At 74.3% G+C, this 20,774-nt stretch carries 21 protein-coding genes; 9 read left to right on the forward strand and 12 right to left on the reverse strand.

Going from position 1 to position 20,774, the window contains the following annotated elements; translation table 11 throughout:
* Window positions 1-63 precede the first annotated feature (63 nt).
* The 3 genes from ACIQUT_RS13305 (at window position 64) to ACIQUT_RS13315 (ending at window position 4,266) form a co-directional block, all read left to right on the forward strand.
* Window positions 64-1,584: a CitMHS family transporter gene (locus tag ACIQUT_RS13305; RefSeq protein ID WP_403562543.1), complete on the forward strand. Its 1,521-nt coding sequence runs from the start codon at window positions 64-66 to the stop codon at window positions 1,582-1,584.
* A 100-nt stretch (window positions 1,585-1,684) separates the two neighbouring features.
* Window positions 1,685-3,097 carry an aldehyde dehydrogenase family protein gene (locus ACIQUT_RS13310; RefSeq protein WP_403562545.1) on the forward strand — a complete coding sequence of 471 codons (1,413 nt, stop codon included), beginning with the start codon at window positions 1,685-1,687 and terminating at the stop codon, window positions 3,095-3,097.
* A gap of 89 nt (window positions 3,098-3,186) precedes the next feature.
* Window positions 3,187-4,266 (forward strand): zinc-binding dehydrogenase, encoded by a 1,080-nt coding sequence (locus tag ACIQUT_RS13315; RefSeq protein WP_403562547.1) that lies wholly within the window; start codon window positions 3,187-3,189, stop codon window positions 4,264-4,266.
* Between the two features lie 131 nt (window positions 4,267-4,397).
* Here the strand turns inward: ACIQUT_RS13315 and ACIQUT_RS13320 are convergent, their stop codons facing one another.
* A complete protein-coding gene (locus ACIQUT_RS13320) occupies window positions 4,398-5,057 on the reverse strand; it encodes a TetR/AcrR family transcriptional regulator (RefSeq protein ID WP_403562549.1) in 660 nt (219 codons plus the stop codon).
* Window positions 5,058-5,180: 123 nt separating this feature from the next.
* Here ACIQUT_RS13320 and ACIQUT_RS13325 point away from each other — a divergent pair, with 123 nt between their 5' ends.
* Complete coding sequence (locus ACIQUT_RS13325; protein WP_403562551.1) at window positions 5,181-6,332, forward strand: acyl-CoA dehydrogenase family protein; 1,152 nt, start codon at window positions 5,181-5,183, stop codon at window positions 6,330-6,332.
* A 107-nt stretch (window positions 6,333-6,439) separates the two neighbouring features.
* Window positions 6,440-7,075 carry a TetR/AcrR family transcriptional regulator gene (locus ACIQUT_RS13330; protein ID WP_403562553.1) on the forward strand — a complete coding sequence of 212 codons (636 nt, stop codon included), beginning with the start codon at window positions 6,440-6,442 and terminating at the stop codon, window positions 7,073-7,075.
* A 24-nt stretch (window positions 7,076-7,099) separates the two neighbouring features.
* Here the strand turns inward: ACIQUT_RS13330 and ACIQUT_RS13335 are convergent, their stop codons facing one another.
* Window positions 7,100-7,564, reverse strand: coding sequence for a MaoC family dehydratase (locus ACIQUT_RS13335; protein WP_403562555.1), 465 nt, complete (start codon window positions 7,562-7,564; stop codon window positions 7,100-7,102).
* Window positions 7,565-7,661: 97 nt separating this feature from the next.
* Between ACIQUT_RS13335 and soxR the strand changes: the two genes are divergently transcribed.
* On the forward strand, window positions 7,662-8,105 hold the full coding sequence (gene soxR / locus ACIQUT_RS13340) for a redox-sensitive transcriptional activator SoxR (protein ID WP_403562557.1): 444 nt from the start codon (window positions 7,662-7,664) through the stop codon (window positions 8,103-8,105).
* On the opposite strand, the gene ACIQUT_RS13345 is transcribed toward soxR, so the two are convergent.
* From ACIQUT_RS13345 to ACIQUT_RS13360, 4 genes are all read right to left on the reverse strand, one after another.
* Window positions 8,086-8,958, reverse strand: coding sequence for a 3-keto-5-aminohexanoate cleavage protein (locus tag ACIQUT_RS13345; RefSeq protein ID WP_403562559.1), 873 nt, complete (start codon window positions 8,956-8,958; stop codon window positions 8,086-8,088). The genes soxR and ACIQUT_RS13345 overlap by 20 nt on opposite strands.
* Window positions 8,955-9,701, reverse strand: a complete 747-nt coding sequence (locus ACIQUT_RS13350; protein WP_403562561.1) for a hypothetical protein — start codon at window positions 9,699-9,701, stop codon at window positions 8,955-8,957. The genes ACIQUT_RS13345 and ACIQUT_RS13350 overlap by 4 nt, the downstream gene beginning before the upstream one ends.
* A gap of 153 nt (window positions 9,702-9,854) precedes the next feature.
* Complete coding sequence (locus ACIQUT_RS13355) at window positions 9,855-11,237, reverse strand: serine-threonine protein kinase (RefSeq protein WP_403562563.1); 1,383 nt, start codon at window positions 11,235-11,237, stop codon at window positions 9,855-9,857.
* A gap of 137 nt (window positions 11,238-11,374) precedes the next feature.
* The gene (locus tag ACIQUT_RS13360) at window positions 11,375-12,727 is read right to left on the reverse strand and encodes an exo-beta-N-acetylmuramidase NamZ domain-containing protein (protein WP_403563151.1); all 1,353 of its coding nucleotides are present in this window, start codon (window positions 12,725-12,727) and stop codon (window positions 11,375-11,377) included.
* Between the two features lie 165 nt (window positions 12,728-12,892).
* Between ACIQUT_RS13360 and ACIQUT_RS13365 the strand changes: the two genes are divergently transcribed.
* The 3 genes from ACIQUT_RS13365 (at window position 12,893) to ACIQUT_RS13375 (ending at window position 16,114) form a co-directional block, all read left to right on the forward strand.
* Window positions 12,893-13,669: an SDR family oxidoreductase gene (locus tag ACIQUT_RS13365; protein WP_403563153.1), complete on the forward strand. Its 777-nt coding sequence runs from the start codon at window positions 12,893-12,895 to the stop codon at window positions 13,667-13,669.
* Window positions 13,654-15,399, forward strand: coding sequence for an AMP-binding protein (locus ACIQUT_RS13370; protein WP_403562565.1), 1,746 nt, complete (start codon window positions 13,654-13,656; stop codon window positions 15,397-15,399). The genes ACIQUT_RS13365 and ACIQUT_RS13370 overlap by 16 nt, the downstream gene beginning before the upstream one ends.
* A 109-nt stretch (window positions 15,400-15,508) precedes the next feature.
* A complete protein-coding gene (locus tag ACIQUT_RS13375) occupies window positions 15,509-16,114 on the forward strand; it encodes a TetR/AcrR family transcriptional regulator (RefSeq protein ID WP_179174746.1) in 606 nt (201 codons plus the stop codon).
* A gap of 6 nt (window positions 16,115-16,120) precedes the next feature.
* On the opposite strand, the gene ACIQUT_RS13380 is transcribed toward ACIQUT_RS13375, so the two are convergent.
* The 6 genes from ACIQUT_RS13380 to ACIQUT_RS13405 all read right to left on the reverse strand — a co-directional run bounded on the left by ACIQUT_RS13380 (window position 16,121) and on the right by ACIQUT_RS13405 (window position 20,774).
* The gene (locus ACIQUT_RS13380) at window positions 16,121-17,341 is read right to left on the reverse strand and encodes an acyl-CoA dehydrogenase family protein (protein WP_403562568.1); all 1,221 of its coding nucleotides are present in this window, start codon (window positions 17,339-17,341) and stop codon (window positions 16,121-16,123) included.
* Between the two features lie 11 nt (window positions 17,342-17,352).
* Window positions 17,353-18,393, reverse strand: coding sequence for a phosphotransferase family protein (locus ACIQUT_RS13385; RefSeq protein WP_403562570.1), 1,041 nt, complete (start codon window positions 18,391-18,393; stop codon window positions 17,353-17,355).
* Between the two features lie 159 nt (window positions 18,394-18,552).
* Window positions 18,553-19,464: an MBL fold metallo-hydrolase gene (locus ACIQUT_RS13390; protein WP_403562572.1), complete on the reverse strand. Its 912-nt coding sequence runs from the start codon at window positions 19,462-19,464 to the stop codon at window positions 18,553-18,555.
* A 78-nt stretch (window positions 19,465-19,542) separates the two neighbouring features.
* Window positions 19,543-19,839: a hypothetical protein gene (locus ACIQUT_RS13395; RefSeq protein ID WP_403562574.1), complete on the reverse strand. Its 297-nt coding sequence runs from the start codon at window positions 19,837-19,839 to the stop codon at window positions 19,543-19,545.
* A 213-nt stretch (window positions 19,840-20,052) separates the two neighbouring features.
* Complete coding sequence (locus tag ACIQUT_RS13400) at window positions 20,053-20,358, reverse strand: DUF202 domain-containing protein (protein ID WP_403563155.1); 306 nt, start codon at window positions 20,356-20,358, stop codon at window positions 20,053-20,055.
* A 17-nt stretch (window positions 20,359-20,375) separates the two neighbouring features.
* Entirely contained in the window at window positions 20,376-20,774 is a 399-nt protein-coding gene (locus ACIQUT_RS13405) for a YidH family protein (RefSeq protein WP_403562576.1), read from the reverse strand.

Below are 20,774 nucleotides of genomic sequence, written 5' to 3' on the forward strand. Positions count from 1 at the left end.
TGCTCGTATTGCTCACGCGTGGACGTCTTGTTGGGCTCCGGAGACGCCCCCTACGTTCCCTGCATGCTGACCTTCCTCGGCTTCGCCATGATCGCCACCTTCCTGGTCCTGATCATGATGAAGAAAATGTCGCCCATCGCGGCGCTCGTCCTCATCCCCGCGCTCTTCTGTGTGTTCGCAGGCAAGGGTGCCCACCTCGGCGACTACGTCATCGAAGGCGTCGGCAAACTCGCGCCGACCGCCGCCATGCTGATGTTCGCCATCGTCTACTTCGGCCTGATGATCGACGTCGGCCTGTTCGACCCGATCGTGCGCGGCATCCTGCGCTTCTGCAAGGCCGACCCCCTGCGCGTCGTGGTCGGGACCGCGGTCCTCGCCGCGATCGTCTCCCTCGACGGTGACGGCTCGACCACCTTCATGATCACCGTCTCCGCCATGTACCCCCTCTACAAGCGGCTCGGCCTCAGCCTCGTCGTCATGACGGGCGTCGCCGCCACCGCCAATGGCGTCATGAACACCCTGCCCTGGGGCGGCCCCACGGCACGGGCCGCCACGGCCCTCAAGCTCGATGCCGCTGACATCTTCGTGCCGATGATCCCCGCCCTGGCGGTCGGCCTGCTGTTCGTGTTCGCCCTCGCCTACGTCCTCGGGCTGAAGGAACGCCGCCGGGTCGGCACGCTGGCGCTCCCCGGGGACGCCGAGTCGGCCGACGAAGACGCCGACGCGGCCGGGCAGGACCTGGTCGCCGTCGGCACGGGGTCCGAAGACGCCGGAACCCACGCCCACGCCGGTGCCGGTGCCGGTGCCGGTGCCGACTCGGGCTCGGGTGCCGACTCGGGCTCGGGATCGGGCTCCGGGCCCGCCTCCGCCCCCGGGGCCGCCCCTGCCTCCGCCCCCGGTTCCGGCGGCGCCGCCGTCGCCGACGGGCCGCAGGACGACGGCTTCCAGGGGCTCGACCCCCTCCGGCCGACCCTCCGCCCTCGCCTCTACTGGTTCAACGCCGGCCTGACCATCGCCCTCCTCACCGCGATGATCATGGAGCTGCTGCCCATCCCGGTGCTCTTCCTCCTTGGCGCCGCCCTCGCCCTCAGCGTCAACTTCCCGCACATGCCCGACCAGAAGGCCCGTATCGCCGCCCACGCGGACAACGTCCTGAACGTCGCCGGCATGGTCTTCGCGGCCGCCGTCTTCACCGGCGTCCTCAGCGGCACCGGCATGGTCAAGCACATGGCCGACTGGCTCGTCGCCGCCGTCCCCGAGGGCATGGGCCCGCACATGGCCCTGGTCACCGGCCTGCTCAGCCTGCCGCTCACCTACTTCATGTCCAACGACGGCTTCTACTTCGGCGTGCTGCCCGTCCTCGCCGAGGCCGGCGCCGCCCACGGGGTGTCTCCGCTGGAGATCGCCCGCGCCTCCCTCGTCGGCCAGGCCCTGCACATGTCCAGCCCACTGGTTCCGGCCGTCTACGTCCTCGTCGGCATGGCCAGGGTCGAGTTCGGCGACCACACCCGCTTCACCGTGAAATGGGCGGCGCTCACCTCCCTCGTGGTCCTCGGCGCGGGGATGCTTTTCGGCATCATCTGACCGGGCCCGAGCCCGGCGCCCGAAAAACTACCGACGCTAGTTTGTAGGGTGTCCACACGAGATCAGGACTACGCGCTCGTGCGTGCTCGGGAGGAATGCCATGAAGGCCCACGACGGGATGTACATCGCCGGTGAGTGGCGGCCCGCCGCCGGTCGCGACCGGATCGAGGTCGTCAACCCCGCCGACGAGCAGATCATCGGCGGGGTCCCGGCCGGCACGGCCGATGACGTGGACGCGGCCGTACGGGCCGCCCGTGCCGCCCTCCCCGGCTGGGCGGCCACGCCCCCGGCCGGGCGCGCGGCCCTGATCGGGGCCCTGCGCGACGCCATGGCCGCCCGCAAGGCCGAGTTCACCGAGATCATCACCGCCGAGCTCGGCGCCCCGGTGGGCTTCTCCGCGGCGGTCCACGTCGGGTCGCCGATCGCGGTCGCCTCCTCCTTCGCCGAAATCGGGGCCTCGTACGCCTTCGAGGAGCGGATCCGGAACTCGACGGTGCTGCTGGAACCGGTCGGAGTGGTCGGGGCCATCACGCCCTGGAACTACCCGCTGCACCAGATCGTTGCCAAGGTGGCGCCCGCTCTCGCCGCCGGCTGCACCCTCGTCCTCAAGCCGGCCGAGGACACCCCGCTGACCGCACAGCTCTTCGCCGAAGCCGTGCACGAGGCGGGCATCCCGGCCGGAGTGTTCAACCTGGTGACCGGGACCGGCCCGGTCGCCGGGCAGGCGCTGGCCGCGCACGAAGGGGTCGACCTGGTCTCCTTCACCGGCTCCACCGCGGTCGGCAGGCAGATCGGCGCCGTGGCCGGCGCCGCCGTCAAGCGCGTCGCCCTCGAACTCGGCGGCAAGTCGGCCAACGTCATCCTGCCCGGCGCCGACCTGGCCAAGGCCGTCGCGGCGGGTGTGGGCCACGTCATGAACAACTCCGGCCAGAGCTGCAACGCGCTCACGCGCATGCTCGTCCACCGCGACCAGCACGAGGAGGCCGTCTCGCTCGCGGCCGCCGCCGTCGCCGCGTACCCCTGCGGCGACCCCCGCGAACCGGGCACCCGCCTCGGCCCGGTGGTCAACGCCAAGCAGCGCGACCGCGTACGCGGATACATCACCCAGGGCATCGAGGAGGGCGCCCGCCTCGTCGCCGGCGGCCCGGACGCGCCGTACGAGCGCGGGTACTACATCGCCCCGACCGTGTTCGCCGACGTCACGCCAGAGATGGCCATCGCCCAGGAGGAGATCTTCGGCCCGGTGCTGTCGATCCTCCCGTACGAGGACCAGGACGACGCCCTGCGCATCGCCAACGGCACCGTGTACGGCCTCGGCGGCGCCGTCTGGGCGGCCGACGAGGAGACCGCGGTCGCCTTCGCCCGCCGTATGGACACCGGCCAGGTGGACATCAACGGCGGCCGCTTCAACCTGCTCGCACCGTTCGGCGGTTACAAGCAGTCCGGGGTCGGGCGCGAGCTCGGCCCGCACGGACTGGCGGAGTACCTCCAGACCAAGTCCCTGCAGTTCTGACCCGTCTGCAGCCCCGCCCGACCGCCCCTGCTCCACCCCTGCCCCACCCCGCCCCGCCCTGCCCCCGAGCCCGAGAGACGGAATCGACCATGGTCCGCGCCGCCATCCTCCCCGCCGTCGGAGCCCCGCTGGAGATACGGGAGATCGTGCTGCCCGATCCCGGCCCGGGACAGGTCCGGGTGAGGCTCGCCGCAGCAGGGGTCTGCCACTCCGACCTCTCCCTCACCAACGGCACCATGCGGGTCCCCGTCCCCGCCGTCCTCGGCCACGAGGGCGCGGGCACGGTCATCGCCGTGGGCGAGGGGGTCGCCCATGTCGCCCCGGGCGACGACGTGGTGCTCAACTGGGCCCCGTCCTGCGGGGAGTGCCACCACTGCTCGATCGGCGAGGTCTGGCTCTGCGCGAAGGCCCTCACCGGGGTCGGCGCCGTCTACGCCCAGGACGCCGCGGGCACGCCGCTCCACCCGGGGCTCAACGTGGCCGCGTTCGCCGAGGAGACCGTCGTCGCGGCCAACTGCGTGCTGCCCGCGCCCGCCGGGATCCCGCTCGCCGAGGCCGCCCTGCTCGGCTGCGCGGTGCTCACCGGATACGGCGCCGTCCACCACAGCGCCCGGGTGCGGTCCGGCGAGTCCGTCGCCGTCTTCGGTGTCGGCGGGGTCGGCCTCGCCGTCCTGCAGGCCGCGCGGATCGCCGGGGCGGGCCCGGTCGTGGCCGTCGACGTCTCCCCGGCCAAGGAGGAGCTGGCCCGGGCGGCCGGGGCCACCGAGTTCGTCCTCGCCTCCGACACCACCGCCAAGGAGATCCGCGGGTTCACCGGCGGGCAGGGCGCGGACGTCGCCGTGGAGTGCGTCGGCCGGGCAGAGTCCATCCGCGCTGCCTGGGAGTCCACCCGCCGCGGCGGCCGCACCACCGTCGTCGGCATCGGCGGCAAGGAGCAGCAGGTCGCCTTCCACGCCCTGGAGATATTCCATTTCGCCCGCACCCTCACCGGCTGCGTCTACGGGAACAGCGACCCGGCCCGCGACCTGCCGGTGCTGGCCGAGCACGTCCGCGCCGGCCGTCTGGACCTGGGCTCGATGGTCACCGACCGGATCACCCTCGACGGCATCCCCGGCGCCTTCGACGCGATGCTGGCCGGCAAGGGCGGCCGCTCCCTCGTCGTCTTCTAGACCGTCGTCGGCTGCCCGTGGCTCGCCTTAGGCCGCGGTAGGCCGTCGTGGACCGCGGTAGGCCGCCGCAGGTCGTCGTGGACCGCGGTAGGCCGTCGTCGGCCGCCGCCGCGTTCCGGTCCGGCCGCGCGTCAGTCGTCCTGTCGCGCGGCCAGGGCCTCGAACTGCAGGGCCAGGCCGTCCAGCAGGGCGGTCAGGCCCGTTTCGAACGCACCCTCGTCCACCTCGCGCTGCCGCTCGGCCAGGAGGTGGGCCCGGCCCAGGTGCGGGTAGTCCGCCGGGTCGTACGCGGCCTCGTCGTCCACGAAACCCCGGGCGAAGGACCCCACCACCGAGCCCAGGATGAAGTACCGCATCAGCGCGCCGATCCGCGTCGCCTGCGCGGGCGGCCACCCGGCCGCCGTCATGGCCCCGAACACCGCGTCCGCCAGCCGCAGCCCCGCCGGGCGCCGCCCCGGGCCGCGAGCCAGCACCGGCACGATGTTGGGGTGGTCCGCCAGCGCGTCCCGGTACGAGTGCGCCCACGCGCGCAGCGCCTCCCGCCAGTCCGGGCCGGCCCCCGCCGGGCCCTCGAACATCGACAGGTCGACCCGCGCGCTCACCGCGTCCGCCACCGCGTCCAGGATCTCGTCCTTGGTGCGGAAGTGGTTGTACAAGGAGGGGCCGCTGACGCCCAGCGCGGCCGCCAGCCGGCGTGTCGAGACCGCCTCCAGCCCCTCCGCGTCCACCAGCGCGCCCGCCGCCTCGACGATGCGTTCGCGGCTGAGCAGGGGCTTGCGCGGTCTGGCCATGCGCCACATAGTAGGGCCTGCCCGCGCTGAAACTACCGCTGCTAGTTAAAGTGCGGGCGGCCTGTCGCGCACCCGTGCTGCCGCCCCGCCCACTGCCCCGCCCACCACCCCCGGAGGTGCCCGGTGAACCTTGAGCTGAGCGAGGAGCAGACCGCGGTGCGCCGCCTCGCCCGTGCGTTCACCGACCGCGAGGTGGCCCCGTACGCCGCCGAGTGGGACCGCGCCGAGAGCGTGGACCGGGCCATCGTGAAGAAGCTCGGCGCCCTCGGCTTCCTCGGCCTGACCGTCCCCGAGGAGTACGGCGGCTCCGGCGGGGACCACCTCGCCTACGCGCTCGTCACCGAGGAGCTCGGCCGCGGCGACTCCGCCGTGCGCGGCATCGTCTCCGTCTCCCTCGGCTTGGTCGCCAAGACCCTCGCCGCCTGGGGGACCGAGGAGCAGAAGCGCGCCTGGCTGCCCCGCCTCTGCTCCGGCGACGCGCTCGGCTGCTTCGGCCTGACCGAGCCCGGCACCGGCTCCGACGCCGCCGCCCTCACCACCCGTGCCGAGCGCGAGGGGGACGCGTACGCCCTCACCGGCACCAAGATGTTCATCACCAACGGCACCTGGGCCGATCTCGCCCTCGTCTTCGCCCGCACGGGCGGGCAGCCCGGCCACCGCGGGATCTCCGCCTTCCTCGTCCCCACCGACCCCCCCGGCTTCACCCGCCGCGAGATCCACGGCAAGCTCGGGCTGCGCGGCCAGGCCACCGCCGAACTGGTCCTCGACCGGGTCCGCGTACCCGCCTCCGCGATGCTCGGCCCCGAGGGCAAGGGCTTCTCGGTGGCCATGTCCGCCTTGGCCAAGGGCCGGATGTCGGTCGCCGCCGGGTGCGTCGGCATCGCGCAGGCGGCACTGGACGCAGCCGTCTCGTACGCGGCCGGGCGGGAGCAGTTCGGTCGGCCCATCGCCCACCACCAGCTCGTCCAGGAGCTGATCGCCGACATCTCGGTGGACGTGGACGCAGCCCGCCTGCTGACCTGGCGGGTGGCCGACCTGATCGACCGCGGGCAGCCCTTCGCCACCGAGGCGTCCACCGCCAAGCTCTTCGCCTCCGAGGCGGCCGTGCGCGCCGCGGGCAACGCCCTCCAGGTGCACGGCGGTTACGGCTACATCGATGAGTACCCGGCGGGCAAGCTGCTGCGCGGCGCCCGCGTGATGACCCTGTACGAGGGCACCAGCCAGATCCAGAAGCTGCTGATCGGCCGCGCCCGGACCGGAGTCTCCGCCTTCTGAGCCTCCGGGGCCGTCCGGTCCCGGCCGGCCTTTCCGCAACACGCTAAGCGCTTGCTCACCCTCCGGTAAGGTATTCCTTCCGACAGTGACGAGAAGGTGGGCGAGCGATGGACAGCGCGGCGGAGACGACGGGCGGCTACCGGCCCTGGTCGGAGGTCACCCCCGACGCCGCGCGGCGGCTGCTGATCGCCGCCGTCGAGGCCTTCGCCGAGCGCGGGTACCACGCCACCACCACACGTGACATCGCCGGGCGGGCCGGCATGAGCCCCGCCGCGCTCTACATCCACTACAAGACCAAGGAAGAGCTGCTCCACCGGATCAGCCGGATCGGCCACGACAAGGCGCTCGACATCCTGGAGACCGCGGCCGCCGGCCCGGGCTCCGCGGCCGACCGGCTCGGTGCGGCCGTGCGGTCCTTCGTGCTGTGGCACGCGGCTCACCACACCACCGCGCGCGTGGTCCAGTACGAGCTCGAAGCCCTCGCTCCGGAGCACCGCTCCGAAATCGTGGCACTGCGCCGGCAGAGCGATGCGGTGGTGCGCCGCATCCTCACCGACGGCGTCGCGGCGGGGGAGTTCCAGGTTCCGGACATCCCCGGCACCACGCTCGCCGTCCTGTCCCTGTGCATCGACGTGGCCCGCTGGTTCAACACCGTCGGCCGCCGCACGCCGGAGGAGGTCGGCGAGCTCTACGCCGGCCTCGTCCTGCGCATGGTGGGTGCGGCGACGCCCGCCCCGCAGTAGTACCGCCTCAGAAGTAGTGCCGCCTCAGAAGTAGTACCGCGACACCGACTGGGCCACGCACACCGGCTTGTCGCCGCCCTCGCGCTCGACCGTGACCGTCGCCGCGACCTGTACGCCGCCGCCCGCCTCGGTCACGTCGGTGATCACGGCGGTGGCGCGCAGCCGCGAGCCGACCGGTACCGGTGCCGGGAAGCGGACCTTGTCCGTGCCGTAGTTGATGCCCATCCGCATGCCCTCGACCCGCATGATCTGCGGCACGAGGCTCGGCAGCAGCGACAGCGTCAGATAGCCGTGCGCGATCGTGGAGCCGAAGGGGCCGGACGCGGCCCGCTCCGGGTCCACGTGGATCCACTGGTGGTCCCCGGTGGCGTCGGCGAACAGGTCGATCCGCTTCTGGTCCACCTCCAGCCATCCGCTCGGACCGAGCGTCTGCCCGATCCCGGCGCGCAGTTCCTCGGCGGACGTGAAGACCCTCGGCTCGGCAGCCATGCCTCTCCCTCTCCCAGACGAATAAGCGCTTGCTCAGCATGCGGGGGCTGCATGTATCTGTCAACGGATTCCGGCAGGGCCGACTACTCTCGGCCCTGTGCCGCAGATTCCCGAGAAAATCCATGAACTCACCGTCGGCCAGCTGTCCGCCCGCAGCGGCGCGGCCGTCTCCGCGCTCCACTTCTACGAGACCAAGGGCCTGATCAGCAGCCGCCGCACCTCCGGCAACCAGCGCCGCTACAGCCGCGACGCCCTGCGCCGGGTGGCCTTCGTCCGCGCCGCCCAGCGCGTCGGGATCCCCCTCGCCGCGATCCGCGACGCACTCGCCGAGCTGCCCGAGGAGCGCACCCCCACCAAAGAGGACTGGGCCCGGCTCTCGGACCTGTGGCGCAGCGAGCTCGAACAGCGGATCAGCCAACTGGAGCGGCTGCGCGACCACCTGACGGACTGCATCGGCTGCGGCTGCCTGTCCCTGAAGAACTGCGCCCTGTCCAACCCGGACGACGTCTTCGGCGAACGGCTCACCGGCTCGCGGCTGTAGCACCCCTGCCGCCACCGCCCGTCCCGACGCCCATCCCAACGCCCACCCCACCGGTATCGCCCCTCCGGCCCGCGGCCCCGGCACCGGCCGCCTCCCGCGCCGCCGCCACCAGCGCGGCGTTCGAGCCGGCCGGCCGCCCGTCGGGCAGCCGCAGTACGTCGCCCAGGCCGATCCGCGCATCCGCGCCGCAGCGCACGGCCAGCCGCAGCACCGGCCAGGCCGCCGCCTCCCGCCCGTACACCAGCACGGGCCCCACCGCCCGCCGGCGCAGCGCGGCCACCAGCCCCGCCACCGCGGCCGGACCGGATGCCGCGGGCACCGCCGCCAGCTCCACGACGGGCCGGACCCGCACGACACCCGCCGACTCCGGCCTCCGCGAGGCGAGGAACCGCGCCAGCGACCCGAGCCAGGCCGCCGCACCCTCCCCGGCCGCCGCGCCCGCCGTCCCCACCACGACCACCGCGTCCACCGCCACGCCCCGCGCCAGCAGCGCCCGGGCCAGCTCCGCCGCCCCCGGCTCCGCGAAGTGCACGGCGGCCCGGTCCGGGAGCACCGTCCAGGACCGGACCCGCTCCAGCCGCCCCGCAGGATCCGGCTCGGCGGCGATGCTCGCGCACACCGAAAGCGGTACGAAGACCCCCGCGCCCCGCAACGCCTCCAGTAGCGGCCCCACCACCCGGGGCGACAGGCTCTCCCGGCCGCACGGGGTCCGCGGATGGACCAGCACCTCCGCGGCCCCGGCGGCGACCGCCCCGAGCGCCGACTCCGCCAGGTCTCCGGGGGACAGCGGCACGGCGGCACCGTCGGCGGCGCCGCGCGCACCGTTCAGCGACACCTGGAGCCGCAGGCTCACGCCGCCCCGGCCGAGGCCGACACCGATACCGCCGTCCGCATTCCGCCCGCCGGCGACGCCCAGGCCGAGTCCGTGAGCGCCGGCCTGGGCACCACGATCCCGCAGCCCGCGCAGACCGGGCCGTCCCAGGCCCACGCTCCCTCCCACGACCCGTGCCCCGCCCGGCTCCCGGCCGCCCGCTGCTGTTGCTGCCCGGCCCCGGACCCCGCGGCACGCCCCGATCCGGTTCCGTGTCCCGCCGTGCGTCCCGACCCGGGCCCCCGTCTGGGCGCCGGGACCGGCGCGGGCCAGTGCAGCTCCTGCTCACCGCAGACCGGGCAGCCCGTCCCCGGCTCGGACTCCAGGGCCGTGACCAGCCGCCGCAGCACCTCGGCCAGGGTCCCGTCCGGCCGCACCCCCGGGTCGGCGCAGCGGACCACCGGGTCCCCGCTGCCGTTCCACGCCCACTCCGGCCGGCGCAGCCCGTCGTGCTTCTCGCGCCGCCGCCGCTCCGCGAACTGCCGCTCGTACTCCAGCCAGACCGCCCGCGCCTCCTCCAGCTCCTCCAGCGCCGCCACCAGCCGCTGCGGGTCCGCCGCCCGGTCCTCCGGGGAGATCCCGTGCCGGTCGCACAGATGCCACCACGTCGCCCGGTGCCCGTACGGTGCGAACCGCTCCAGGCAGCGGCGCAGCGAATGGCGCCGCAGGGCACGGTCGTTGCGCGCATCCCGCACCTGGTAGGCCAGACTCCGGAAACCTGCCATCACACCTTCACCTCCGCCTCGCGCGCCCAAGTCCACACCGCGCCGCCGCGCTCGGTCGCACGACGACACACCGTGAGATGTGCCCAACATGCCCGGTCGGGTGCAGGCGCATGCGGGGGCGGTCGAGGCGTACGGGTGGCACATGGCCGGAAGTCAGCGCCCCATGCGCCCCGCGGACACCACGACCCGGGCCAGTTCCGTGTGGCAGATGTCGCTGTGCGCCCCCGACGGCGGGCCGCCCCGCCGCACCACGGACGCCGTGTCCACACTGACGCAACCGGCCGCCGGGACGCCGTCGCGCAGCGCCGCGTCCAAGGTCAGCCGCGGTACGCCCGGCATCGCCTGCACCCCGTCGTACCCGACCGCGCCCCAGCGGTGGTCGAAGCCCAGCAGACCGGCCGAATCGCCTGCCATCCGGGAGGCCAGCGGGTAGAAGACCTTGAGCGCCGCGTCGTGTGCGGAATGGCAGGCCACCACCGGCCCGTCGACCCGGTGCTGCAGACCGCGCAGCGCCCCGCCGCGCCCTGCGTCGTGGGGGAGCCGGTCGGCGAACGCGTAGTGCGAGAAGGCCCCTTGGAGCAGCGTCACGGACTTCACGTACCGGGCGCCGTCCGGCACCGCGTACAGCGAGAACGACACCAGCCGGGCCCCGAAACTGTGGCCGATCAGATGGACCCGCAGGCCCGGCCGCCGCCGTGCCAGCTCCGCGAGGACCGGGCCGAGGCCGCGCTCGCCGACGACCCCGGCCCGCTTCTTCATCCGGTAGTACGTGGCCTGCCGCAGCAGCTCCTTCGCCCCGCGCCACAGCCCGCGCGGGACCCCGCCGACGGCGAGCCCGGGCCCGGCGGGGTCCTCGGCCGCCGCTCCGCCCGCCCGGGCGAGCCCGTCGGCCAGCGCCCGGCACACCGCGCGTACGTCCTCGGCGAAGATGGCGGGAACCGCCCCCGCGGCACCGGCACCGCCGCCGAGGCCCCCGCCTCCACCTGCGCCTGCCGCCGCCCCGCCGCCCGCGAGCTCCCGTACCAGCGCGCCGAATTCGGCGAGGGCCTCCGCCGATCCGGGCTGCTCCTCCAGCAGTCCGGCGACCCGGTCCAGTTCCGCATCCCTTCCCGGCCAGAACCTCCCGAGTGCCTCCCGGGTGGCGGGGTCCAACGCCGTTCCGTCGCCGGGTCCGGCGAGCGCCCCAGGGGGCTCGAAGTCCGGAATGGGCTCGTCCGCGAACCGGATCGAGGGCCATACGACGCCCGCGTACCCCAGTCGCACCCCCGGCCCCACCAGCCCCGGGAAGGGCGCGAAGAAGCGGTCGTACAGGCGGGTCGAGGTGGACCGGTCGCTGTTCCAGCCGTGCGCGAAGACCAGCAGGTCCGTGGCCTCCAGCGCCGCCACCGCCCGCACGGACGCCCCGTCCGCGTCGCCCTCGGCGTCGAAGGTCAGCTCCGCATACGGACCGACCCCGACCCCGACCCCGGCCCCGAACCCGACCCCGATCCCGGCCGCACCCGCCGCCCCTGCCGCCCCGCCCGTTCCCGCCGCCATGGGTTCCCCCTCCGCGCCGCGCCCACTGGTGCCGTGCCCGTCGTGCTGTGGTCCTGTCCTGTCCTGCCCTGCCGTGGCGTACAGCATCCTGCTGCGGCCCCCACCCGGCCATACCCGTGCACCCACGGATACGGGGCCTACGGATACAGCAGGTACCGCTCCCGCACCCCCGCGAACCGCTCCAGCCCCGCCGACCAGTCGTCGGCGATCTCCTCCACCCCCGCGCCCGCGTCCACCAGCCGCCGCACCCGGTCCGAGCCGGTCAGCCGGTCGATCCAGTGGTCCGACCGCCAGGCGAAGCCGCTCCACGTCCGGCGCGCCGTCACCAGCAGCCCGATCCCCGCCTGGACCGGATCGAACGCCTCCCGGTCGTGCACGATCAGCCGGACCCCGCCGCACACCTTCCCCGCGAACTTGGAGAAGGTCGGCGTGAAGTACGCCTCCCGGAACCACACGCCCGGCAGCCCCAGCGCATCGGCCGCCTCCGCCCACCGCCGGTCGATGCCCTCCGCGCCGAGCACCTCGAAGGGGGTGGCCGTCCCGCGCCCCTCGGACAGGTTGGTGCCCTCGAACAGGCAGGTGCCGGCGTACGCGAGCGCCGTGTCCGGGGTGGGCATGTTCGGGCTCGGCGGCACCCACGGCAGCCCGGTCGCGTCGAAGAAGGAGTCACGCCGCCAGCCGGCCATCGACACCGTCCGCAGCCTGACCGGCTTCGCCGCCAGGAACTCCCCGTTGAACAGCAGCGCCAGCTCGGCCGCCGTCATCCCGTGTGCCAGCGCGATCGGCTCCCGGCCCACGAAGCTCGCGTACGCCCGCTCCAGCACGGGCCCGGCGGCCTGCAGCCCGCCCACCGGGTTGGGCCGGTCCAGCACGACGACGGCCTTGCCGGCCAGCGCGGCCGCCTGCATGCAGTCGTAGAGGGTCCAGATGTAGGTGTAGAAGCGCGCCCCCGCGTCCTGGATGTCGAAGACGACCGTGTCGACTCCCGCCGCCGTGAACACGTCCGCCAGCTGCTGCCCGCTCTTGCCGTACGTGTCGTACACCGGCAGCCCCGTCGCCGGGTCCCGGCCGGCCCCCTCCGAGTCGCCCGCCTGCGCGGTCCCGCGGAACCCGTGCTCCGGCCCGAACACCGCGACCAGCCGGACCCGTGCGTCGGCATGCAGGACGTCGACCAGGTGGCGGGCGTCGGCGGTGACCCCGGTGGGGTTGGTGACCACCCCGACCCGCTGCCCGTCGAGTACGGCGTACCCGCCCGCGGCCAGCACCTCGAAACCCGTTCGCACCCGGCCTGCCGCCCCCTCGCCATCCGCCGCACCCACAGCGGCCGCCGCGCCCACCGTGCCCATCGCGGCCCCGGCAGTCCCGGGAGCCCCGGCAGCCTCCGCAACCCCGAACGCCCCGGCAGCCCCGAGGGCGCCCGTAGCCCCGAGGGCACCGGCCGCGCCCGCCTTGCCCGTCAGTCCCAGCAGCCCGCGTCGCGACAGCGGCAGCCTCAGCGTCATCCCGCCACGCTAGGCCCCGGCCCCCTTCCACCCCGACATACCGACCGGTTAGTGTGCCGGGCGTCCCGGCACCCCGGCACCCCAACACCCCGACCGCCGCCAGGAAAGGTGATCCCCGTGAGCACGAGCACGAGCACGAGCACGAGCACGAGCATGGGCGCGAGCGCGAGTCCGTACCAGGACCAGCGAGTCGTCGTCACCGGCGCGGGCGGCGGCATCGGTGCCGCTCTCGCCCGCCGCTTCGCCGCCGAGGGCGCCACCGTCGTCGTCAACGACCTCGACGCCGCCCGGGCCGCCTCCGTGGCCGGCGAGATCGGCGCCCGCGCGATCGCGCTCGCCGGCGACGCCTCCGCCGTCGCGGCCCAGGCCCGCGAGGCCCTCGGCGGGGAGGTCGACGTCTACTGCGCGAACGCGGGCCTCGCCTCGGGCGGCGATGCCTTCGCCGACGAGGCCGTGTGGGAGGCGGCCTGGGACACCAACGTCATGGCGCACGTCCGGGCCGCCCGCCTGCTGCTGCCGCGCTGGCTCGAACGCGGCAGCGGACGCTTCGTGTCCACCGTCTCGGCCGCCGGGCTGCTCACCATGATCGGGGCGGCCCCGTACAGTGTCACCAAGCACGGTGCGCTCGCCTTCGCGGAGTGGCTTTCGCTGACCTACCGCCACCGCGGCATCCGGGTCCACGCCATCTGCCCGCAGGGGGTCCGCACCGACATGCTGACGGCCGCGGGCTCGGCGGGCGAACTCGTCCTCGCGCCGACCGCGATCGAGCCGGAAGCGGTGGCGGACGCACTGTTCGACGGCATGGAGAAGGGCCGGTTCTTGATCCTCCCGCATCCCGAGGTGGCGGACTTCCACATCGCGCGCGCCAACGACCCCGACCGCTGGCTGAACGGCATGAACCACCTCCAGCAGAAATGGGAGGGCAGGTGACCCAGGCGCCGCCCCCGCCGCAGGCGCCTCCCGCAGCCCCGGCCCCGGCCCCGGCCCCGGCCCCGGACCCGGACCCGTCGACCTCCCCGTACGCCGCCAGGCCGTGGCTGAAACTCCTCAGCCCGGCCCAGCTCGCTCCCGTGGACGCGCCGCCCAGCGTGCTGCACGCCTTCCGGGCCGCCGCCGCCCGCGCCCCGGGGCGGACCGCGCTCGCCTACTTCGACGGCCGGATCTCCTACGCCGAGGCGGACGCGCTCACCGACTCCGTCGCCGGGTACCTCGCGGCCCGCGGCATCGGCCGCGACGACCGGGTCGCCGTACTGCTCCAGAACACCCCGCACTTCGCGCTGGCCGTCCTCGCCGCCTGGAAGGCCGGGGCCGTCGTGGTCCCGCTCAACCCCATGTACAAGGAGGCCGAGGCCCGGCACATCCTGCGCGACTCCGGCGCCGCCGCGCTCATCTGCGACGACCGGGCCTGGCCGGCGCACCTGCGCGAGGCCGCCGCCGGGACGGCCGTACGGACCACCCTGACCGCGTCCGAGCTGGACTTCCAGACCCGCGACGACGTACGCGTCCTGCGGCCCGGGCGGCAGCCGCAGGCCCCCGACGCCGCCGACCTCGCCGCCGTCGCCCGCCAGGGCCACCCGGCCCCGCCCGACCCCGGGCTCACCGCCGCCGACACCGCGCTCATCAGCTACACCTCCGGCACCAGCGGCACCCCCAAGGGGGCCATGAACCCGCACGGCGCCCTCACCCACAACGCCCGGCGGCAGGTCAGCGGCCACCCGATCGCCGAGGGCTCCGGCTACTTCGCCCTCGCACCGCTCTTCCACATCACCGGCATGGTCTGCGAACTCGCCGCCTGCCTCCTCAACGCCGGCACCCTCGTCCTCGCCCACCGCTTCGACGCGGGCACCGTCCTCGACGCCTTCCTCGAACACCGCCCCGCCTACACCATCGGCCCCGCCACCGCCTTCATGGCCCTGGCCGCCCACCCCGCCGCCACCCCGGACCACTTCGCCTCGTTCCGGGTGACCTCCTCCGGCGGGGCCCCGCTCCCGCCGGCCCTCGTCGCCCGGCTGCGCACCGCCTACGGCCTCCACCTGCGCAACGGATACGGCCTCACCGAGTCCACCGCCGCAGTCGCCTCCGTCCCAGCGCACCTCGAAGCCCCCGTCGACCCCGCCTCCGGCACCCTCGCCGTCGGCCTGCCCGGCGCCGACACCGCCGTCCGGATCCTCGACGACCGGGGCGCCGAGCTGCCCCTCGGCGAGACCGGGGAGATCGCCGTCCGCGGCCCGCAGGTCGCCTCCGGCTACTGGGGCCTGCCGGAGCAGACCGCCCGCGCCTTCCCGGACGGCGAACTGCGCACCGGGGACGTCGGGTTCATGGACCGGGACGGCTGGCTCTACGTCGTCGACCGCAAGAAGGACATGATCAACGCCTCCGGCTTCAAGGTCTGGCCGCGCGAGGTCGAGGACGTCCTCTACGCCCACCCCGCCGTCCGCGAGGCCGCCGTCGTCGGCGTCCCGGACCCGTACCGCGGGGAGACCGTGAAGGCGTACGTGAGCCTGCGCCCCGGAGCCTGTGCCGGGCCGGCGGAACTCGCCGCCCACTGTGCCGCCCGCATGGCCGCGTACAAGTACCCGCGCCAGGTCGAGATCCTGCCCGTCCTGCCGAAGACGACGAGTGGCAAGATCCTGCGACGGGAACTGCGCGACCGTGGCTGAAAACAGTCGGACGGCCGTACAGTCGGCCGCACCGGCAACACGGGCCGCACCGGTCACACGGGCCGCACGGGCCGCACCGACCGCGGAACAGAAAGGGAGGGCCAGCGCCATGGCAGCCAGGACCACGGAGCCCGAGGGCACCCACGAGACCCCGGTGCCGCAGCGGCTGCTGGCCGTGGCCACGCGGCTCTTCGCCGAGCGCGGCTACGACCGCACCTCCGTCCAGGAGATCGTCGAGGCGGCCGGGGTCACCAAGGGTGCCCTCTACCACTACTTCGGCTCCAAGGACGACCTGCTGCACGAGGTGTACGCGCGGATGCTGCGCCTCCAGCAGCAGCGCCTGGATGCGGTGGCCGATTCCGATGCCCCCGTCGAGGACCGGCTGCGCGCCGCCGCGGCCGACGTCGTGGTCACCACCATCGAGAACCTCGACGACGCGATGATCTTCTTCCGGTCGATGCACCAGCTCAGCCCGGAGAAGTACAAGCAGGTGCGGGCGGAGCGCCGCCGCTACCACGAGCGGTTCCGCTCCCTGATCGAAGAAGGCCAGCGCACCGGCGTGTTCTCCACCGCCACCCCCGCCGACCTGGTGGTGGACTACCACTTCGGCTCCGTCCACCACCTGTCCACCTGGTACCGGGCGGACGGCCCGCTCACCCCGCAGCAGGTCGCCGACCACCTCGCCGACCTGCTGCTGCGCGCCCTCCGCCCGTAGGCCCGGTCAGCGGTACCGCTTCAGCTCCCGGTGTGCCAGCGAGCGCTGGTGCACCTCGTCCGGCCCGTCCGCGAGCCGCAGCGTCCGCGCCGCCGCCCACAGCTCGGCCAGCGGGAAGTCCTGGCTCACCCCGCCCGCACCGTGCAGCTGCACCGCGTCGTCCAGGATGCGCACCACCGCCCGCGGGGTGGCGATCTTGATGGCCTGGATCTCGGTGTGCGCCCCGCGGTTGCCGACCGTGTCCATCAGCCAGGCCGTCTTCAGCACCAGCAGCCGCAGCTGCTCCACCGTGACCCGGGCGTCCGCGATCCAGTTCTGCACGACGCCCTGCGCTGCCAGCTCCTTCCCGAAGGCCGTACGTCCCACCGCGCGCCGGCACATCAGCTCGATCGCCCGCTCCGCCATGCCGATCAGCCGCATGCAGTGGTGGATCCGGCCGGGGCCCAGCCGGGCCTGGGCGATCGCGAAGCCCGTACCCTCCTCGCCGATCAGGTTCGCGGCCGGCACCCGCGCCCCGTCGAAGAGCACCTCGGCGTGCCCGCCGTGGTCGTGGTCCTCGTACCCGTACACGGTCATCGCCCGGCGGACCTCGACGCCCGGGGTGTCGCGCGGGACCAGGATCATCGACTGCTGGCGGCGCGGATCGGCTCCGTCCGGATCGGTCTTGCCCATGACGATGAACACCCGGCAGTCCGGGTTCATGGCGCCGGAGATGAACCACTTCCGCCCGGTGACCACGTACGCGTCCCCGCTCGCGGAGCGCTCGATCCGGGTCTCGATGTTGGTGGCGTCCGAGGAGGCCACCTCGGGCTCCGTCATCGCGAACGCGGACCGGATCTCCCCTTCCAGCAGCGGCTCCAGCCACTGCTTGCGCTGCTCCTCGCTGCCGAACTGCGCGAGCAGCTCCATGTTCCCGGTGTCCGGGGCGGCGCAGTTGGTCGCCGTCGGGGCCAGGTGCGGGCTGCGGCCGGTGATCTCGGCGAGCGGGGCGTACTGCAGGTTGCCCAGGCCGGCGCCGTAGCGCGCGTCGGGCAGGAAGAGGTTCCACAGGCCGCGGCGGCGCGCCTCGGCCTTCAGCTCTCCGAACACGGCCGGGGTGTCCCAGGGCGAGGCCAGTCGTGCGCGCTGCTCGGCGGCGACGGGCTCCGCCGGGTACACGTACTCCTCCATGAACGCGAGGAGCCGCTCGCGGAGTTCCTCGGTCCGGGCGTCGAATGCGAAATCCATGGCGGGGTGCCTCAGCCTTCCTGGAGGGTGGTCAGACCGTGCTCGATGAAGACCGGGACCAGCTCGCCGATCCGGTCGAAGCCCTCGCCCACCGTCTGCCCGAGGGTCCAGCGGTAGTGGATGCCCTCCAGGATCACGGCGAGCTTGAACCAGGCGAAGGCCGTGTACCAGGCGATCTCCCCGGTGTCCCGGCCGGAGCGGGCGGCGTACCGCTCGATCAGCTCGGCCGGCGCCGGATGCCCGGGCGCGGCGCTCGTCGTGCTGACGGGCGAGTCGGCGAGCCCCAGGTCGGAGCTGTACATCACCAGCAGCCCGAGGTCGGTCAGCGGATCGCCGAGGGTGGACATCTCCCAGTCCAGCACCGCCCGGAGGGTGTCCCCGGGCCCGCCGACCAGCACGTTGTCGAGCCGGTAGTCCCCGTGCACGACGGTGGCGGCGGGGGAGCGGGGCAGGGCGCGGCCCAGCGCCCCGTGCAGCTCGTCGATGCCGGCGAGGTCCCGGCCCCGCGAGGCCGCCAGCTGCTTGGCCCAGCGGCGCAGCTGCCGGTCCAGGAAGCCCTCGGGCCGGCCGAAGTCGCCGAGGCCGACCTCCTGCGGGTCCACCGCGTGCAGCTCGACCAGGGTGTCCACCAGGCCCAGGACCACGCGCCGGGTCCGCTCGGGCCCCAGCGCGGCCAGCATCCCGGCGGTGCGGTACGGGACCCCGTCCACGAACTCCATGACGTAGAACGGCGCCCCCAGCACCGACTCGTCCTCGCACAGCAGGACGGGCCCGGGCACCGGGACGGCCGTGCCGTGCAGCGCCTCGATGACCCGGTGCTCGCGGCGCATGTCGTGCGCCGTCGCCAGGACGTGCCCGAGCGGCGGGCGGCGCACCACCCAGCGGGCGGTCCCGTCGCCGATCTCGTACGTGAGGTTCGACCGGCCGCCTTCGATCAGCCGGCCGTGCAGCGGCCCGGCCAGGAGTCCCGGGCGTACGCGGTCCATTTGGCCGCGCAGCCGCTCCAGGTCGAGGCCCCGGGGGTCGCCGGCCGGGGCAGGCGCTGAGGTCATGGTGCACACCTCCGTACGGAAGTTGACGGTGACGGAGGCCATCATGCCGACCAGTCGGTATGCCGTCCAGTGCGCCGGGCCCCCGACACGGGCCGACGACCCGCGCCCGGGGCCCGAAGGCCCGACAGCCTGGAGGCCCGAAAGCCTGGAGGCCCCGGCTCAGGCGTGGCAGAGGATCGGCTGCCCGCCGTTCATCACCGTCATGTCCCGCAGCACCGCCACGATGTCCAGCGGCGCCCCCTCCGGCGCGCCCGCCGCCTCCGCGTACGCCCGGTGCAGGTTGGCCACCAGCCGCTCGCTCTCCCGCCAGGCCGCGAACTCCCCGAGGTCCGCCGCCCGCGCCGCCTCCAGCGGGCCCATCCCCTTCGCCGCGCCCTCCCGGGCGAGCTCGGCCACGTACCGCAGGTAGCGCTCGGTGGACTCGTACGCCGAGGGGTCGGTCAGCGGCCCGTGGCCCGGTACGACGGTCTCCGCGTCCAGGGAGCGCAGCAGCTCCAGCGCGCGCAGCGAACCGGCCAGGGAGCCCATCGCCAGGAACGGGGTGCCCCCGGAGAAGATCAGGTCACCGGTGAAGACGACCCGCTGCCGGGGCAGCCAGACGATCGAGTCGCCGGTCGTGTGCGCCACGCCCGGGTGGATGACCTGCACCTCCGTGGCGCCGAGGTGCAGGGTCATCCGGTCGTTGTACGTGAGGTCCGGCGGGGTGATCTCGACCGTGCCGAAGTCGGTCGCGGGCCAGATCATCTCCAGCTGGTGCCCGGCGGCGAGCTGCTCGGCGCGGGCGCTGTCGTGCCCCACGATCAGGGCCTCCGGGGCGAACACGCCGTTGCCGTAGGTGTGGTCGCCGTGGTGGTGGGTGTTGACCACCGTCCGCGGCAGCGGCACCCCGGCCGCGACGACCGCCTCGCGCAGGGCCAGGGCCCTCCGCTCGGTGGCGGCGGTGTCGACGAGCAGCGTCCGGCCGCCGTCGCTGACGAAGCCGGCGTTGTTGAGGCACCAGCCGCCGTCCGGCTGGACGTAGGCGTACACCCCGTCCGCAGGCTGGACGACGTACGGCTGCTCGGCGGTCATCTGCGTTCTCCCCGGGTCGCTGCGACTGGTGATCGGCATCCTGCCAGCCGGGGCCGGGCCCGGGGGAGAGGGGGGCCGTCAGTGGTCGTCGTAGTGGCCGTCGTGCGCGGCGTGGCGGTGGCCGTCGTGCAGGTAGTCCAGGTGGTCGCCGTGGCGGACGGTGTCGTGCCCGCAGCCCTCGCCGTGTGCGTGCGCGTGGCCGTCGTGCGGGGTGTGGGCGGTCGTCTCGCACTCGTCCCAGTGGCCGGCGTGCTCGCGGTGCAGGTGGCCGTCGTGGGCGTAGTCCAGGTGGTCGCCGTGTGCGACCTCCGTGTGCCCGCAGCCGGGGCCGTGCGCGTGCCGGTGCGTGGTGTGTTCCTGGTGCAGGGTCGTCATGGCGCAGAGGCTAGTGCGCTACCTCCCGGTTTGCCGGTTGTGCCCCCGGTGGCGTGGACAGGTCGTACGATCCGATGGGCGGATCGGCGGATGACCGGCCTTCCGGATCGGCAGATGACCGGCTCTCCGGATCGGCGGATGACCGGCCCTCCCGGATCGGCGGATGACCGGCCTCCGGCTCGGCGGATGCCCAGCCGACGGCCGGCCGGCAGCTCAGAGGATGACCGCCACCGCGAACACCGCCAGCGCCACCGCGCAGCCCACCGCCGCCAGCGCGGCCCGCGGCGCGAGCCCCGGCGGCCGGGCCACGGCCAGTTCCCGGATCCGCCGGTGCGCCACCCACAGGAACAGCAGCCACACCAGCGCGATCACCGCCGCCCCGGCCACCTCCGCCGAGCCGCCCGAGCCGCGCAGCGCCTGCCGCAGCGCCAGCACCGCCACCACCGAGCACGCCAGCGTCGTACGCCGCCACGCCAGCCGGGTCCGCTCCGGCTGGAGCCCCGCGTCGCGGCCCTCCATGGCCGCGGACGGACCCGTCACCGCCCGTCCGTCCAGCCGAGCAGCACGACCACCACCATCACCGCCGCGACCAGTCCCACCCCCAGGCTCAGCAGCACCGGGAACCGGGACAGCGGCAGGTCCTCGCCCCGCCGCATCGCCCGCTCGCAGCGCACCCAGTGGTTGACCGCCCGCAGCGCGCAGGCCGCGCCCACCCCCAGCAGGGCGAGGGCCATTCCGACGCGCACGCCCCAGCGCAGGTCCGGCAGGAACTGGTCCACCGCGAAGCCGCCGCCCACCAGGGCGAGGGCGGTCCGGATCCAGGCCAGGAAGGTCCGCTCGTTGGCCAGGGAGAACCGGTAGTCGGGCGTCTCGCCCTCGTCCCGCAGCCGCTGCGGGGCGAACCAGAGCCGGACGTCCTTGCCGAAGTCGATCAC

The organism is Streptomyces sp. NPDC090445 (genome assembly GCF_044769385.1).
In the GTDB taxonomy this organism is placed as follows: domain Bacteria; phylum Actinomycetota; class Actinomycetes; order Streptomycetales; family Streptomycetaceae; genus Streptomyces.

Excerpts from the sequence above, each read along its gene's own strand:
- ACIQUT_RS13305 (WP_403562543.1), top strand. The coding sequence starts at position 64 with ATGCTGACCTTCCTCGGCTTCGCCATGATCGCCACCTTCCTGGTCCTG.
- ACIQUT_RS13310 (WP_403562545.1), top strand. The coding sequence starts at position 1,685 with ATGAAGGCCCACGACGGGATGTACATCGCCGGTGAGTGGCGGCCCGCC.
- ACIQUT_RS13315 (WP_403562547.1), top strand. The coding sequence starts at position 3,187 with ATGGTCCGCGCCGCCATCCTCCCCGCCGTCGGAGCCCCGCTGGAGATA.
- ACIQUT_RS13320 (WP_403562549.1), bottom strand. The coding sequence starts at position 5,057 with ATGGCCAGACCGCGCAAGCCCCTGCTCAGCCGCGAACGCATCGTCGAG.
- ACIQUT_RS13330 (WP_403562553.1), top strand. The coding sequence starts at position 6,440 with ATGGACAGCGCGGCGGAGACGACGGGCGGCTACCGGCCCTGGTCGGAG.
- ACIQUT_RS13335 (WP_403562555.1), bottom strand. The coding sequence starts at position 7,564 with ATGGCTGCCGAGCCGAGGGTCTTCACGTCCGCCGAGGAACTGCGCGCC.
- ACIQUT_RS13350 (WP_403562561.1), bottom strand. The coding sequence starts at position 9,701 with ATGGCAGGTTTCCGGAGTCTGGCCTACCAGGTGCGGGATGCGCGCAAC.
- ACIQUT_RS13355 (WP_403562563.1), bottom strand. The coding sequence starts at position 11,237 with ATGGCGGCGGGAACGGGCGGGGCGGCAGGGGCGGCGGGTGCGGCCGGG.
- ACIQUT_RS13365 (WP_403563153.1), top strand. The coding sequence starts at position 12,893 with ATGGGCGCGAGCGCGAGTCCGTACCAGGACCAGCGAGTCGTCGTCACC.
- ACIQUT_RS13370 (WP_403562565.1), top strand. The coding sequence starts at position 13,654 with ATGGGAGGGCAGGTGACCCAGGCGCCGCCCCCGCCGCAGGCGCCTCCC.
- ACIQUT_RS13375 (WP_179174746.1), top strand. The coding sequence starts at position 15,509 with ATGGCAGCCAGGACCACGGAGCCCGAGGGCACCCACGAGACCCCGGTG.
- ACIQUT_RS13380 (WP_403562568.1), bottom strand. The coding sequence starts at position 17,341 with ATGGATTTCGCATTCGACGCCCGGACCGAGGAACTCCGCGAGCGGCTC.
- ACIQUT_RS13385 (WP_403562570.1), bottom strand. The coding sequence starts at position 18,393 with ATGACCTCAGCGCCTGCCCCGGCCGGCGACCCCCGGGGCCTCGACCTG.
- ACIQUT_RS13390 (WP_403562572.1), bottom strand. The coding sequence starts at position 19,464 with ATGACCGCCGAGCAGCCGTACGTCGTCCAGCCTGCGGACGGGGTGTAC.
- ACIQUT_RS13395 (WP_403562574.1), bottom strand. The coding sequence starts at position 19,839 with ATGACGACCCTGCACCAGGAACACACCACGCACCGGCACGCGCACGGC.
- ACIQUT_RS13400 (WP_403563155.1), bottom strand. The coding sequence starts at position 20,358 with ATGGAGGGCCGCGACGCGGGGCTCCAGCCGGAGCGGACCCGGCTGGCG.